The organism is Ruegeria sp. F11, assembly GCF_056533855.1.
On the sequence record NZ_JBQFOW010000001.1, the window covers coordinates 399,311 to 414,726 of the forward strand.

A 15,416-nucleotide genomic window follows, 5' to 3' on the forward strand; every position below is an offset into this window, starting at 1 on the left:
CCCGTTGAGCAGGGCGGGGAGTCGCCGAATGGGCGGATTATTGCGGGACCAGGTGCGTCACGCCAACCGCTGCCGCGCGGGCCAGATCAATGTCCAGTGACATTGGGATGTACTCTCCGCGCCGCCATAGCTGGGCCTGATCGTCATAGTAGCGCGACAGGAAGTGGCCGGACTGACCCGTGGCCGTGATGAAAACAGAACTGTCGGGATCGGCAAAGTCATACACCCCGCGATAGCCCGCGCCATGCACGTTTTGGAACGGATCGGGGCCTTCGCCCGAGGTGCGACCGCGCAGCAAGGTATTGTCTCCGCCGCTGGTCGACTGGCGGATGTTCACAAAGAACCGCAGCACAGGGACATTTCCCAGAACCGGATGGTCATGCGTTGCCTGATGGGCATCGCCCCACCGCAGGGATTCCAGAGCATCGCCATACTCCTCGGCGATCCAGATCAGCGCGTCATCCAGCGCCAGTTGCGCCATGTCGGTGCAGGTCTCGACCGGCGCGCTTTGGCGCACGTCGCACCAGACCGAGGCTCCGTCGATGTCGCGGTACACACGTTCGATGAACAGGGGCTGGACATGTTTGTAGTCGCTGGCCAAGGGGCCAAGTTCGTCAGAAATCAACCTGATCTGCAGGGCGCGCAGCCATGCGGCGTAGATCAGCGGCTCGGGCAGATGCTCGTTCATCTCGCCATTCCATTCCGCCAGCAGGGACAGCGCGATCTGGCGCTGGCTTTCCAGAGTGCCTTCGGGGGCAGACGCTCCGGTAAACCACAGATCGGCCCCGATCAACGGCAGCAGAGACCGGGCGGTGAAGCTGACCGTGTCCAGCTGCGCCTCGATGAAACTGTCGCGGGTATGCACCTCGCGCGATTGCATCAGGCGTTCCCAACGGTGGACGCGCTGGGTGTCGCCCCATTCATAGGACACATGTTCAGGGAACGGGCGGTCGATGATCTTGTTATTGGTGTTGCCAAGTACACCGCCGACAGGGGCCACGAATTCCGGGTTGTCGGCATAGGGTAGGCGGCCGCTCCAGCGGTTTTCGGTTAGCCAGCCGGGTGTCGGGATGCGTCCGCGGCTTTGGTTTTGCAGATCGCGCCGGGGCATCGCGCCGATCAGCTTCATCCCGATTGTGCTCTTGTCGACCAGCGACAGGTTCTGCGAAGGCGCGATGAACTTCTCGCCGACCTCAATTGCTTCTTGCACCGTGTCCGAATTCATCAGCGCCATCGACGCGGTCATCGACGTATCCTGCGGGCTGAGCGCTGTCCATGACAGCGATGCGACATGGCCCGGCGGTGTGATCGTCTCCAGATCGTAATGCGTGCCGGGCAGGACAGGGCCGTTTTCCGTCCAGCGCAGGGTCAGGGTAATCGGGGCTTCGTCCTTGATTTCGATGATCGAAGGCTGAGTCTGGAATTCCTTATACCCATCCGGGGTCAGATATTCCTCGGGGTTGTCCGGGTTCAACTGTTCGATATGCACGTCCTGATCGTCCAGATAGGACGAGGTCAGCCCCCATCCCAGCCGGTCACTGCGCCCCGACATCACAGCCGGGACGCCCGGAATGGTCGCGCCGATCACACCGCCCTTGGCCAGCCCCAGATGGGCCAGATACCACACACCCGGTGCGGTAAAGCCCAGATGCGGGTCATTGGCCAAAAGCGTTCCACCACTGGCCGAGCGCGAGGGCGCAGCGGTCCAGGCGTTCGATGCGCCAGCCAGCCCGCGCTTGGGAAAGGGCGACAGGGGCGTGTCGGGCATATCCGTTCCGGCGGCATAGCGGGGCAGGTTGGGAAACAGCGCGGCGTATTCCGGCAGAGCGGCGATGCCGGGGCCGGGGACGTCGGGCAGGATATCCGCCAGCCGCGCGGGATCGTTCAGCATCAACGAGGTGCGGGCGCGCAGAACTTCATCCTGCAGATGGCCCGAGAGTTGCAGCCCCATCAGCTTGATCACCGCGATACTGTCGCCCGGTTGCCAGGGGGAGACCGGCGCGTTGAACAGGAACATCTCTGGCGCGCCGCGGCCCAGAGCTTCTTCGTTGATCTCGGTCAGGCGAGCGTTCACCCCGGCGGCGTATGCCTGCAGCGCTGCCTTGGTGTAATCGTCCTGCACCTCGACCGAGCGGTGGGCCAGCCCGTACAGATCAAACCGGCGCAGCAGCTTGTCGATATGCACGGTGCGCGGACCGAAGACTTCGGACAAGCGGCCCTGTGCGGTGCGGCGCAGAACCGTCATCTGCCACAGGCGATCCTGCGCGTGGGCGTAGCCGAGGCCAAAGAACACGTCCGGGTCGTTGTCGGCCAGAATATGCGGCACGTTGGCGGTGTCGCGGATGATCTCGACCGGGGCGGTTAACCCTGCGACATCAAGGGTTTGATCATAGTCGGGCAGGGATTGGTTGGCCAGAAAATACACAAGGCCTACCGCTGCCAGAACCAGCAGGATCAACCCCGATGCAATCCGCACCAGCCAGCGAAACACAAGACCCATCGACGCCCCACATTCTTGGTCATTTATCGTTTGCGCCGAGAGTAAAGGATGCAACCGCAGACCGAAAGAGGAACGCCGCAGGAACCTTTGCCGTGAGGCGCAAAGAACAACCCCGCCGCACTTGATTCAACTGCGACGGGGTCCGTAGGGGGTGGTATTTTGGTGCTACGGAATAATGCGGGTATATTTGGTACCGTCCACGGTCGCGCCGATCTGCAGACCGGCCTGCCCGAACACGGCGGCCAGAACCGGCGTGCGCAAGGTTGTGGTGTCGGTCGACAACTGATCGCCCTGATCGCTGACCACATAGCCGATATCGGCCCCGGCGGTCCAACCGCTGGAGCGGCGGAAATCGTTCAGCGCGTCCTCGGTCATGAAGAACAGAACGTGTGCATATTGCTGCGCACCGATCTGAAAACCAGCGGTGCCTTTGACCGCCGAGTAGTAATCGACCGTGGCCCCATTGATGCGCAACGCGCCACGACCGTAGCCGCCGCCGAAGACGAAACCGGCCTCGGTGATCAGAGGCATCACCAGCATGCCATTGGCTTTGTTGGCGATTTCAACGGTGTTGGGATAGCGCGAATACATCTCGGTCAGCGTCGCATCGACACGCGCGTCGATTGTCGCCGCGTTCGAGTTGCCGACGCCGTTGCCGCAAGCGGCGGTCAGGGTCAGCCCGGCCATGCCAAAGGAAAAGCCGCGACGGCTCAGTCGTGGGGATTGGGAACTGCTCATGTTTCCTGTCTCTTGATATATGTGCCTGATTTGCCGGGTGATCCCGATCTTATGTGCGAGAATACGCCGATTGCCGCCTCGTGTCACGGGAAAGCTGCGGGCGCAGGCGCTTCAATAGGCGATAAATCGCGACAATCTGGGGTTTTAGCCTTGCAGCGCGCGCGCAACCCGAGGCGCGAAATAGGTCAGGATGCCATCGCAACCCGCCCGCTTGAAGGCCAGCAGGCTCTCCGCCATCACCTTGTCACCATCAATCCAACCATTCTGGGCCGCCGCCTGGATCATCGCGTATTCGCCGGAGACCTGATAGGCATAGGTCGGCGCGCCGAACGTGTCTTTCACGCGGCGGCAGATGTCCAGATAGGGCATGCCCGGTTTGATCATCACCATATCCGCGCCCTCGGTCAGGTCGCGTTCGATCAGGCGCAGCGCCTCGTCCGAGTTCGCCGGGTCCATCTGATAGGTATTCTTGTCCCCGGTCAAAGCGCCAGAGGCTCCCACCGCATCGCGGAACGGGCCATAAAACGCGCTGGCGTATTTTGCGGCATAGCTAAGGATCATCACGTTGTGGTGGCCCGCGCTTTCCAGCGCGCGGCGCATCTCGCCAATGCGGCCGTCCATCATGTCCGAGGGTCCGATGATATCCGCCCCGGCCTCGGCCTGCGCAAGGGTCATTTTCACCAGCGCTTCGACCGTTTGATCGTTCACGATCTCGCCATCCACGACATAGCCGTCATGGCCGTTGATGTTGTATGGGTCCAGCGCCACGTCTGTCATCACGGCGATATCCGGCGCCGCCGCCTTGATCGCGCGGATCGCACGGTTGGACAGGTTATCGGGGTTCCACGCCTCGGCACAGTCTTCGGTCTTCAGGCTGGGATCAGTGTAGGGAAAGATGCAAATCGCGGGGATTCCAAGCGTTTGCGCCTCGACCGCTGCTTTGGCGATCAGATCAACCGAGCGGCGCACGACGCCGGGCATCGAGGGGACGGGCTCTTCAATCCCTTCGCCATCGCGCACAAAGACCGGCCAGATCAGGTCATCGGTGGTCAGGGTATTTTCGCGCACCAGCCCCCGGATGGCCTGAGACTGACGGGCGCGGCGAAAGCGGGTCAGAGGATAGGGGGCGATGGTCGGTTTCATGGCGCGTTCTCCTTGAACATTGCCGCATTGGGTGGCATGAATTTGCCGAAGGCTCAAGGGTACCAATGGCCGCGCCGGCGCAACAGAACCCACTGAGAATGTAACAAGGGACAGGGTTTGGACTGGTACGCTTCGATCTTCGAACTCATTGATATGCGCAGCTTTTCGAACCTGTGGTTCTGGATCGTGCTGGCGGTGATGTGGTCCTCGGCCAGTCATTGGTCGATGGGCGTTCCTTACGATCTGGTGATCCGCGCGCGGCGCATCCGGGGGCAGAGCGAAAGCGATCTGCTGGATCTGGTGCGGATCAATACCAACCGTATCCTGTATATTGTCCAGATGTCGGGAACGATCCTGCTGGCTCTGCTGTGTTTTGCCTTCACCGGCCTTGCGATGCTGGGTTTTTATTACGGGATGGAGTTCGCGCAGGCCGTGTTTCTGCTGCTGTTTCCCATGGTGATCGTGACACTGGTCAACGTCTTTCATGCCCGACGGCTGCGGCAGCATGAACTGACGCTGGAACGCGTGGCCAAGACTCTTTTGCGCTGCAGGCTGTATACCCAGATCATCGGCATGATCTCGGTACTGGTCACTGCGCTTTGGGGGATGTATCAGAACATCTCTATCGGCGTTCTGGGATAGCAAAATCTGAAAGGCAAGGCGATGAAGGCTCCGAACCATGTCACGGTTGGCGGTGCCCCCGAGGGGTTTGATGCGCAACTTGTCCTGAACGAGGTCGCCCGGTCCGGACGTGTGTGCCATATCGCCCGCGACGACAAACGGCTCGAGGCGATGCGTGCGGCGCTGGCCTTCTTTGCGCCCGACATGCCCGTCTTTGTGTTTCCGGGCTGGGATTGTCTGCCCTACGACCGGGTGTCGCCTAATGCCGATATCGCGGCGGCGCGGGTGGCGACGCTGGCCGCTTTGGTGCATCAGATGCCGGATCGGTTTGTCCTGCTGACCACGCTGAACGCAGCGACCCAGCGTGTTCCTGCGCGCGAAGTGCTGCGCGAGGCGGCGTTTACTGCCCGTGTCGATCACCGTATCGACGAAGACGCGCTGCGCAACTTCCTTGTTCGCATGGGCTTTACCCAAAGCCCCACGGTGATGGAGCCCGGCGACTACGCGATCCGGGGCGGGATCATTGATATCTTCCCGCCGGGTGAATCCGGCCCCGTCCGGCTGGACCTGTTCGGCGACGTTCTGGACGGCGCGCGCCGCTTTGATCCGGTCTCGCAGCGCACCACCGAAAAGCTGCAGGTGGTGGAACTCGCGCCGGTCTCCGAGGTCATTCTGGACGACGCGGCGATCACTCGGTTCCGCCAGAACTATCGCATCGAGTTCGGCGCGGCGGGAACGGACGATCCGCTCTACGAGGCGGTCAGCGCGGGCCGCAAGCATCAGGGAATCGAACACTGGCTGCCCTTTTTCCATGAAAAGCTGGAAACCCTGTTCGACTATCTGCCGGATGCAACGGTCTCGGTCGACGATCAGGTCACGCCCGCACGGCTTGCGCGATGGGATACGATTGCCGATCAGTATGAAACCCGGCGTTTGGCGCTGGAAAACCGCTCGCGCATGGACACGGTCTACAAACCGACCCCACCCGGATTGCTGTATCTGGACGATGCGGCGTGGGAAGCGGCTGTGGGCGATCGTCGGGTGCTGCAATTCAGCCCTTTGCCGCAAGCCAGCGGGCCGGGTGTGATCGACGCAGGCGGGCGGATCGGGCGGAACTTTGCGCCTGAACGGCAGCAGGAAAGCATCAGCCTGTTTGGTGCTCTGGCCGCGCATATCACGGACAAGATGGCCAAGGGGCCGGTGCTGATCGCTTCCTATTCCGAAGGCGCGCGCGAACGTCTGACGGGCCTGATTGAAGACGAAGGTCTGGCCGAGGCGATCCCAGTCGCCGATGGAACCCGCGTCGGCAAACGCGGTCTGCATCTGGCGGTCTGGGCGTTGGAGCACGGGTTTGAAACCCCCGACCTGACCGTTATTGCCGAGCAAGACGTTCTCGGCGACCGCCTGATCCGCCAGCCCAAGAAACGCCGCAAGGCCGAGAATTTCCTGACCGAAACTCAATCGCTCTCGCCCGGCGATCTGGTTGTGCATGTGGACCACGGCATAGGCCGCTATCAGGGGATGGAGGTCGTCACCGCCGCCGGGGCCGCGCATGAGTGCCTTCTGTTGGAATATGCGGAACAGGCCAAGCTGTACCTGCCGGTCGAAAACATCGAACTGCTGTCGAAATATGGACATGACGAAGGCTTGCTGGACCGTCTGGGCGGTGGCGCATGGCAGGCCAAGAAAGCCAAGCTGAAAGAGCGCATCCGAGAGATGGCGGACAAGCTGATCCGCATCGCCGCCGAACGCGCCCTGCGCAAAGCTCCGGTCATGGACCCGCCGCCCCACGCGTGGGAAGAGTTCAGCGCGCGGTTCCCTTATCAGGAAACCGACGACCAGCTGCGCGCGATTTCCGAGGTGATGGAGGATATGCATTCCGGCGCTCCGATGGATCGTCTGATCTGCGGCGATGTGGGCTTCGGCAAGACCGAAGTGGCCATGCGCGCGGCTTTTGTCGCCGCCATGTCCGGTGTTCAGGTGGCGGTGGTTGCGCCGACCACTCTGCTGGCCCGCCAACACGCGGCCAGCTTCAAGGATCGGTTCCGGGGTTTTCCGCTGGAGGTTCGTCAACTCTCGCGTTTCGTCTCGGGCAAAGAGGCGCAACAGACCCGCGACGGGCTGGCGCGCGGCACGGTGGATATTGTCATCGGCACCCATGCCTTGCTGGCCAAAGGCATTCGATTCAACAATCTGGGTCTGCTGATCATTGACGAGGAACAGCATTTCGGAGTGGGCCACAAGGAACAGCTGAAGCAACTGCGCAGTGACGTCCACGTCCTGACCCTGACCGCCACGCCGATCCCGCGTACACTGCAACTGTCGCTGACTGGGGTGCGCGACCTGTCGATCATCGGCACGCCGCCCATAGACCGTCTGGCGATCCGCACCTATGTCAGCGAGTTTGATGCCGTGACAGTCCGCGAGGCGTTGCTTCGTGAACACTATCGCGGTGGGCAGAGTTTCTATGTGGTCCCGCGCATCTCGGACCTGCCCGAGATTGAGGAATTTCTGAAAGAACAATTGCCGGAACTGACCTATGTCGTGGCGCATGGGCAGATGGCGGCGGGCGAACTCGACGACCGGATGAACGCCTTTTACGACGGCAAGTATGATGTCCTGCTGGCCACGACGATTGTCGAAAGCGGGCTGGATATCCCGACCGCGAACACGATGGTCGTGCATCGGGCGGATATGTTCGGGTTGGCGCAGCTCTATCAAATCCGCGGACGGGTAGGGCGGTCCAAGACACGTGCCTACGCCTATCTCACCACCAAGCCCCGCGCGCGTCTGACCGCGACGGCCGAGAAACGCCTGCGGGTTCTGGGCTCGCTGGATACGCTTGGGGCCGGGTTCACGCTGGCCAGCCAAGACCTCGACATTCGCGGCGCGGGCAACCTGCTGGGCGAGGAGCAGTCGGGTCAAATGCGCGACGTGGGCTATGAACTCTACCAGTCGATGCTGGAAGAGGCGATTGCGAAGATCAAAGCCGGCGAGATGGAGGGGCTGTCGGATGCCGACGACCAATGGGCGCCGCAGATCAATCTGGGCGTGCCGGTTCTGATCCCCGAAGATTACGTGCCCGATCTGGATGTGCGCCTCGGCCTCTATCGTCGTCTCTCGTCGCTGTCGACCAAGGTGGAATTGGAAGGCTTCGCCGCCGAATTGATCGACCGTTTTGGCACCTTGCCGAAAGAGGTCAACACCCTGATGCTGGTCGTGCGCATCAAAGCCATGTGCAAACGGGCAGGTATCGCGAAACTGGACGGCGGGCCGAAGGGCGCGACGATCCAGTTTCATAACGACAAGTTCGCCTCACCCGAAGGACTGGTCGAATTCATCCAGAACCAGCGCGGGCTGGCCAAGGTCAAGGACAACAAGATCGTTGTGCGGCGCGACTGGAAGAAGGACAGTGACAAGATCAAGGGGGCCTTTGCCATCGCCCGTGATCTGGCGGAAAAGGTTGTAGCCCAGAAGAAAAAGGCCAAAGCCTAGTCACCGCTGACGAACGTACAAAGTTGCCATGTGCCCGCGTCCGACTTCACCAGTGCTGCGCGATATCCAGTCATGGACCACAGAAAGTCGCTGTGAATATACCCCGGCGCGCCATCGGTCAGGCGCACCTGCTGGTACTCGGCGCCTTCCTGATAGTCGGAGATCAGAACAACCTCGTGGCTGATTGCGCCCAGCCGCTCCCCATCGCGCGACGGGGCCTGGCGGAGTGAGACATTCTCGCCGGTCACGAAATATGCAACCGTCGGATCGAGTGATGCGGGCAGGGTGATCTGCCATTGATGCGGCATCCAGAATTCGCCCTGATCATCGAAGTAGCCGGGCTGCGACAGGGTGTTTTCCAGCGCGGCCCAGCGAGCGTCGCGGATGGCATCTGCCTGATCGCGGTCTTCCTCGGGTAGCGTCTCGGGCGGGACGATCAGGCTGGTGCGGAACGCGTCGGGGCCGCTTTCTTCGACATGGCTGAAATAGATATCCGGGCAGGCCGCCGCGACGACGGCCTCACGATCACGCGCGGCGACTTTGGCCAGAAGGTCATCGCGAAAAGCGACCAACGTGGGATCGCGGCTGGACTGATCCTCGGGCGGGAAAGACTGCCGATCCGCCCAGACCGGCCCGCAGAGGATGATGGCCAGCAGCGCGGCCGCCCTCATTCCGCCGCCTTCATCGCCGCCTGAGCGCAGAAACACGACGCGCCAACGGCCCGGTCCGCGCGGGCCAGCGCCAGATCGAGCCTTTGTTTGATCAATGTGGTTTCCGCGCTATCCCCGCGCGCTTTCAGGCAGTCGTGCAGTCCCTTCAGGCTCCAGACATTGTCGGGATGGATCGAGGCGCGGCTGAGGGTGCCGCCCATGCCGAGGTCTTCGCGATAGACGGCTTCGGCCTCGGCCACATGACCCTGTTCAAAAAGCAGCGCACCAAGCGCGTGGCGGGTGGGTTGCATCCAGCCCCATGGCTCGTCATAGGGCAATGTGTCGTCCAACTCGACCGAGCGGCGCAAGTGGGCAAAGGCGGCCTCGTAGTTTTCTTTGCGATATTCGATCTCACCGCGCAGCATTTCCGCCGCAATGTCCAACAGGTCGATGACCCGATTGTTATGCAACCGGCGTGTTTCCGGCACGCAGGTTTTTGCGGCGAGGAACAGTTGCTCTTCGGCTTCCGCCTCGGCCACTTGCCCGGTTGCAGCATGGGCAATGGCGCGGGCGTAGTGGGTCGTCGCGGTCAGAGTGCGGTACAGGTCGGGGTCCGAGGGCAGGTCCAGCGCCTTGGCCTCTTCCCAGCGGCCAAAGCGGATCAGGATGTGCGGGCCCATCGACATGTAGCTTTCGAAATAATCCGCCATGGGCGGGCTTTCGATGCGCAGCATATCCTCGGGCGTGGTGTCCCAGATGCCCTGATTGGCCCGCAGCGCCGGTTCCATCTGGCCAAGAAACAGCGCGCCGTAGATGACGAAATGGTAATTGTGCTGGCGATAGCCGGTGTAGATGTTGAACGCGCCCTCGCGCTCGTAGTATTTCAGGTCGGCCTCTGACGCCTTTTCGTTCCAGTGAACGACATTCTGATAATGGCCGCACAGCACGTCGATATGGGTCGGCATATGCACCAGATGCCCGGCATCCGGCACCAGAGTGCGCAGGACATCCCCGGCCTTCAGCGCCTTTTCCGGGGTGGGCGACATCTCCATCAGGTGGACATAAAGATGCAGCAGGCCGGGATGAGACATGGCTGCCGGATCATGGTCCATCGCCCATTCCAGCGCTTCCTGTGCCTCAAGCGTGGCGGCCCCTTCGGCGGGCTGGCCGGTTTTCAAGTCCCACATCTGCCAGGGGGTTAGGTTCATCAGCGCTTCGACATAGATCGTGCGCAGGTCCAGTTGATCGGGCTGCGCCGCAAAGGCCGCGCGCATGGCGTCAGCGAAGTCATAGTCCCAGCGGTGCATGTCCTCAGCCGGATCGCGTTGCGGATACCGCGCGGGCAGGGCGCTTATCAGGGCTTGTTCGGCCGGGGTGCAACCCTCGGTTAAGGCCAGCGCCTTTTGGGTTGCGTCATAGGCAGTGGCCAGCGATTTCTGCTGTCCGTTTTCGTCGCGCAACTCCCATGGCAGGTTGTAGTTCGGACCTGCGGCATAGGCGACGCCCCAATGGGCCATGGCGCAGTTGGGGTCAATCTCGGCGGCGCGCTGGAAACAGACCACAGCCTCGTCATGGTTATAGCCATAGGTCCAGACCAGCCCCCGGTCGAACCACATCTGCGCCTCGGGCGACGCAGTTGTTAGGGCGCAGGAATAGGTGCCCAGATCATAATAATCGCTCATCAAAGCCTCCCCCAGAAATTGGGGGCAGGCTAGCGCTTTTCAGACAGGTTGCACAGGCTCAAACCAGCAGCCGGTTCTCGATCCGGCCCATATGCAGCATCAGGCCAAAGCCCAGCACGCACATGGTGAGAACTCCGGTCGTCAGCGGCGTGATCGATCCGTCGAACAGCAGTCCGACCGGGGCGGCAATCGCTGCCGCTAGAACCGTGGCGATTGAGCCGATGACCGAGGCCGCCATGCCCGCGATATGGCCCATCGGCTCCATTGCGATGGCGTTCAGATTGCCCATGGTGACCCCGGCCATGAAGAACACCGTGGTCTGCCACATGACGAACAGGGCAAACGAGGCGTCGGGTGACAGCGGGGTCATGTTCAGGATAATAACGCCGCTTGTGATCACGATTTGCGCGCCAAGCGCCCAGGTCACGATCCGCCGCATGCCAAGGCGCACCACCAGCGCGGCGTTCAGCAGGCTGGCTGAACCTGAAATCAGAGCCACGAAACCGAACCAGAAGGGGAAGCTTTCGGCCCGGCCATGCACAACGTCAAAGATCGGCTGCACCATGGTAAGCATTGTGAACAGCAGCCCCATGCACAGCGTCTGCACAAGGATCGAGAGGCGCACGGTGGGGTGGGCAAACATCTCTTGCATCGCGGCGATCATCAGGGGCAGGCGGAAGGGGCGGCGGTTTTCGACAGCAAGGGATTCGGGCAGGCGGAAAGCCATCCAGATCACGATGACCGAAGCGAACAGGATGAAGGACACGAAGATGCCGCGCCAGCCGACCAGTGCGATAACGCCTGCGCCCAGCAGCGGTGCAATCGCCGGAACCAGCGTGAAGATCATCATCGCGATGGAGATGATGCGCGCCATCTCGCGGCCCGAGAACAGGTCTCGGATGATCGCCATCGCAACCACGCGCGGCCCCGCCGCGCCCAGACCCTGAGCGATACGCGCGGCCAGCACCAGTTCCAGCGAGGAACTGGCCCATGCCACGGCGGAGGCAAGAATGTACAAGGCCGCACCGCCATAGATCACCGGTTTGCGCCCGACCGCATCCGAAATCGGCCCTGTGAAAAACGTGCCGATCCCCATGCCCAGCACAAAGGACGTCAGGATCAGCTGCGCCTTGTTGAGGTCGGTCGGGCTGAGCTCGGCCCCGATTTCGGGCAGGGCGGGCAGCATGGAGTCGATCGAAAAGGCAATGGTGGCGAACATCATCGCGATGAGCGCGATGAATTCCGCCCTGGACATGCGGTCAGCCATAAAGGTCTCCTTACCCGTTCGCGCTATCACGGCGGATGGGGTTGCACCAGACCTGAATTTTGCACAGACCTATGTGCTATTCTGCAGGGGAAGCCTCAAGTTGAGACATGATCTCGCCAATCACTTTCTCCCATAATTCAGGAGGTTGCGCGCCCGGAACGGCGTGTTGATTGGCAACGATGAAGGTGGGAACTGAATTCACGCCCATCTCTCGTGAATGGGTGTCGCGTTGGCGGATATCCTCGCGGTCGGCGTCGGATTTCAGCAGTTTCAGGACCACGGCGGCGTCCATCCCGACGCTGTCGGCGATGTCGGCCAGAACCTCCGGGTCGCCGATATCGCGGGTCTGAACGAAATAGGCATCGAACAGCGCGTCCACGACGGCACCCTGTTTGCCTTCGATCCCCGCCCAGTGGATCAGGCGGTGGGCGTTCAGAGTGTTTGGTGTGCGCTTCATCCCCTCGAAGTCGATCTTCAGGCCCGCATTCTCGGCATGTTCCACAACCGGCGCATAGGCGCGAACTGCGCCCTCCTTGCCGCCGAACTTGCGTTCAAGATACTCCCGCCGGTCCATACCACCGTCCGGCATGTCCGGGTTTAGCTGGAACGGATGCCATTCAATGACGAACGGATGATCAGGCACAGCAGCCAGCGCCTTGTCCAAATGAGTCTTGCCGATATAGCACCACGGGCAAATCGGGTCGGACATGATATCGAGCTTTACGGTCTGGGTCATTCGGTCGACGCCTTGAAATAGGCCGGCAGGACGCGGCGCAGGAGTTTGCCATTGCCGCCAGTGGGCAGGGCGGGAAGATGAACAAAGGCACGCGGTTGCTTGTAGCGGGCCAGATTGGCTTCCACATAGGCGCGCAGGGCCATTTCGTCCAGTTTTTCCGGCCCGGTGTAGAAAGCCGCGATGATAAACGTGTCTTCTTTGACCTCGACTGCGGCGGCACCGACCTGCGTGATGCCGGGATAGCGGGACAGGACAGCTTCGACCTCGACCGGGGAAACGCGGTAGCCGCCTGCGTTCATCATATCGTCGTCGCGGCCCAGATAGGTGATCTGCCCGTCGATGGCCATCGCGCCCTGATCGCCGGTCAGGAACCAGTCGCCCTGCATGCGCGATTGGGCCTCGTCGGGGGCGTTGAGGTAGGTCATCATCAGGCCGGGGTCAGAGCGGTGAATGGCAATCGTGCCCTCTTGCCCCTGCGGAACGGGGCCGTCCGGTCCCAAGATCGCCACGCGCCGACCTTTTTGCGGTTGCCCCAGCGCATCGCCCCGCGCCGGATGGTCCGGGCTGGACGAGATGAAGGTCGAGCATTCGGACATCCCATAGGCCTCGTACAGCTCGGTTCCGGTGGCCTGTTGCCAATGCTCGTGAAGATGGCGCGACAGCTTCTCTCCGGCGCATAGGCCGTGGCGCAGGGCGGGTAGGTCGATCCGGTCCACGCCCTGCAGCATCTTGCGGTAAACGCCGGGGGCGGCAGCGAAGATCGTTGCGCGATGTTGGCGCAGCTGGGCGGGCAAGGTTGAGATATCCGTGCCCGGTTCGGGGATCAGCGCCGTCGCGCCAATGGTCCAGGGGTCCATAAGGCCGGTGCCCAAAGTGTACGTCCAGTTAAACGCGCCCGCATGGCATAACCGGTCGCTTTGGCGCAGGCTGTACCACCCATCGACCATCATCTGCCGCGCCCAGATCGCCCGGTGTGCATGCGCAACCGCGCGCGGCTTGCCGGATGTGCCCGAGGTGTAGACGACATAGGCCAGCCGCTCAGGATCACCCATCTGGAAATTGGCAGGCGGCAGGTCTCGCATCGCGGTCAGATCCGCCAAATTGATCTGGTTGGGGTGTGGCGCGCAGGCGACTGTCGGGTCTCGTAGCACGGCGGCGGGCGACAAATCCTCGATCATCCGGGCGGTTTCCGGCTCGGTCAGTTGCGATGAGGTCGGGACCGGCACGATGCCCACGGCAATTGCGCCCAGGTAGGCGATCGGAAAATCCACCGTATTCCCCAGCCGCATCAGGGCAATGTCGCCGGGTTTCAGGCCAGCCTGCAACAGCCCGGCCCCGGTACCCAGAATAGCCGCCTGCAACGCGCCATAGGCCCAGTCGTCGGACCCGTCCGCGCGCAAAACCGACAGGGCGGTTTTGTCAGGGCAACGCTCGGCGTGCCGCAAGACGTGCGCGGCCAGATTGAACGGTGAGGGGCAGGGCGGCGGTGGCCCCTGATCAAAGATCGAAAGCATTGTGTCTGGCTATCGTGGCGCATGGCGCGTTGCAAGCGGGACCGGCTGGCCCTATAGACAGGACCATGAGCACGCAGGACCCAAGATCACTTATCCGCATCGCCCGAGATTCAGGCGTTCACACGGAACTCGAGCCGCTTGACCTTGGCGCGCGGGTGCGGGAACTGCGCAAGGCACGCAACTGGACGCTGGAACAGGCCGCCACGCAGGCCGGGCTGGCGCGATCAACGCTAAGCAAGATCGAAAACGGGCAGATGTCGCCGACCTACGACGCTTTGAAGAAGCTGGCCACGGGGTTGGAGATTTCGGTTCCTCAGCTTTTCACACCACCCCAACGGGATCAGGTGATTGGCCGTATGGCCATCACCCGGACCGGCGAAGGCACAGCGCATGCCACGACGACCTACGAGCACGAGCTGTTGGCGGAAACGTTGACGAAGAAGCAAATGTTGCCCTACCGAGCCCGGGTCCGCGCCCGGTCGATGGACGAGTTCGACGGCTGGGTACGCCACGACGGGGAAGAGTTTCTTTACGTCCTGACGGGGGTCGTGAAGCTATTTACCGAGTTTTACGAACCGGTCGAAATGCGCCGGGGCGACAGCGCTTATTACGATGGCAGTATGGGGCACAACGTGATCTCGGTTAGCCCCGAGGATGCGACGATCCTGTGGGTTACGTCACTTGCTTAAAGCTTCGCGGTGCAATTCCCGGTTCAGACCTTCCGTAAATAGAAAATCCTCAACCTCTTCACGGGCCTCGTTGACCGTAAGTTGATGGCGCTCGGCCAGGTAAGCCTCAAAGCGCTTTCGGTCATTTCGAACGCGCGCCATATCCTTGTCGCGCAGGTTCGGAAAACGGCGCTTTGCGCGTGCGTAGGACGCATCCCAGTCCTGCGTCAGATCTGTCCATTTCAGCATATGCGAGCTTTCCATTTTGCGGTTTCAGGACTGCTCTCCCCACAACAGGGTACGTATTGGTCAGCGCAGGGGAAGACATGACAAAATGTCGCAGACCAAAGGCAAGGCCCGACAGATTGGCCAAACGCGGCTGGGCCGCGGTGGATGCGCAAG

At 61.8% G+C, this 15,416-nt stretch carries 12 protein-coding genes; 3 read left to right on the forward strand and 9 right to left on the reverse strand.

The features are described from left to right. Positions 1–37: 37 nt before the first annotated feature. The 3 genes from ACR0NJ_RS02035 to hemB all read right to left on the reverse strand — a co-directional run bounded on the left by ACR0NJ_RS02035 (position 38) and on the right by hemB (position 4,381). The gene (locus ACR0NJ_RS02035) at positions 38–2,500 is read right to left on the reverse strand and encodes a penicillin acylase family protein (RefSeq protein WP_480815458.1); all 2,463 of its coding nucleotides are present in this window, start codon (positions 2,498–2,500) and stop codon (positions 38–40) included. Between the two features lie 165 nt (positions 2,501–2,665). After that, positions 2,666–3,238: a lipid-binding SYLF domain-containing protein gene (locus ACR0NJ_RS02040; RefSeq protein WP_480815459.1), complete on the reverse strand. Its 573-nt coding sequence runs from the start codon at positions 3,236–3,238 to the stop codon at positions 2,666–2,668. 144 nt (positions 3,239–3,382) lie between these two features. Then, positions 3,383–4,381 carry a porphobilinogen synthase gene (gene hemB, locus ACR0NJ_RS02045; RefSeq protein WP_480815460.1) on the reverse strand — a complete coding sequence of 333 codons (999 nt, stop codon included), beginning with the start codon at positions 4,379–4,381 and terminating at the stop codon, positions 3,383–3,385. Positions 4,382–4,498: 117 nt separating this feature from the next. Between hemB and ACR0NJ_RS02050 the strand changes: the two genes are divergently transcribed. Together ACR0NJ_RS02050 and mfd are read left to right on the forward strand one after the other, a co-directional pair. Then, a complete protein-coding gene (locus ACR0NJ_RS02050) occupies positions 4,499–5,023 on the forward strand; it encodes a component of SufBCD complex (protein WP_480815461.1) in 525 nt (174 codons plus the stop codon). A gap of 21 nt (positions 5,024–5,044) precedes the next feature. Then, complete coding sequence (mfd, locus tag ACR0NJ_RS02055; protein ID WP_480815462.1) at positions 5,045–8,497, forward strand: transcription-repair coupling factor; 3,453 nt, start codon at positions 5,045–5,047, stop codon at positions 8,495–8,497. Here the strand turns inward: mfd and ACR0NJ_RS02060 are convergent. The 5 genes from ACR0NJ_RS02060 to ACR0NJ_RS02080 all read right to left on the reverse strand — a co-directional run bounded on the left by ACR0NJ_RS02060 (position 8,494) and on the right by ACR0NJ_RS02080 (position 14,346). Then, a complete protein-coding gene (locus ACR0NJ_RS02060; RefSeq protein WP_480815463.1) occupies positions 8,494–9,168 on the reverse strand; it encodes an SH3 domain-containing protein in 675 nt (224 codons plus the stop codon). The two genes, mfd and ACR0NJ_RS02060, sit on opposite strands and share 4 nt — an antisense overlap. Further along, positions 9,165–10,829, reverse strand: a complete 1,665-nt coding sequence (locus tag ACR0NJ_RS02065; RefSeq protein WP_480815464.1) for a tetratricopeptide repeat protein — start codon at positions 10,827–10,829, stop codon at positions 9,165–9,167. The genes ACR0NJ_RS02060 and ACR0NJ_RS02065 overlap by 4 nt, the downstream gene beginning before the upstream one ends. 58 nt (positions 10,830–10,887) lie before the next feature. Further along, the gene (locus ACR0NJ_RS02070; protein WP_480815465.1) at positions 10,888–12,096 is read right to left on the reverse strand and encodes an MFS transporter; all 1,209 of its coding nucleotides are present in this window, start codon (positions 12,094–12,096) and stop codon (positions 10,888–10,890) included. Between the two features lie 76 nt (positions 12,097–12,172). After that, on the reverse strand, positions 12,173–12,832 hold the full coding sequence (locus tag ACR0NJ_RS02075; protein WP_480815466.1) for a DsbA family oxidoreductase: 660 nt from the start codon (positions 12,830–12,832) through the stop codon (positions 12,173–12,175). After that, positions 12,829–14,346, reverse strand: a complete 1,518-nt coding sequence (locus ACR0NJ_RS02080; protein ID WP_480815467.1) for a class I adenylate-forming enzyme family protein — start codon at positions 14,344–14,346, stop codon at positions 12,829–12,831. The genes ACR0NJ_RS02075 and ACR0NJ_RS02080 overlap by 4 nt, the downstream gene beginning before the upstream one ends. Before the next feature lie 65 nt (positions 14,347–14,411). Here ACR0NJ_RS02080 and ACR0NJ_RS02085 point away from each other — a divergent pair, with 65 nt between their 5' ends. After that, positions 14,412–15,035 carry a helix-turn-helix domain-containing protein gene (locus tag ACR0NJ_RS02085; RefSeq protein ID WP_480815468.1) on the forward strand — a complete coding sequence of 208 codons (624 nt, stop codon included), beginning with the start codon at positions 14,412–14,414 and terminating at the stop codon, positions 15,033–15,035. Here ACR0NJ_RS02085 and ACR0NJ_RS02090 read toward each other — a convergent pair. Further along, positions 15,024–15,263, reverse strand: a complete 240-nt coding sequence (locus ACR0NJ_RS02090; protein WP_480815469.1) for a hypothetical protein — start codon at positions 15,261–15,263, stop codon at positions 15,024–15,026. The genes ACR0NJ_RS02085 and ACR0NJ_RS02090 overlap by 12 nt on opposite strands. Positions 15,264–15,416: the final 153 nt, after the last annotated feature.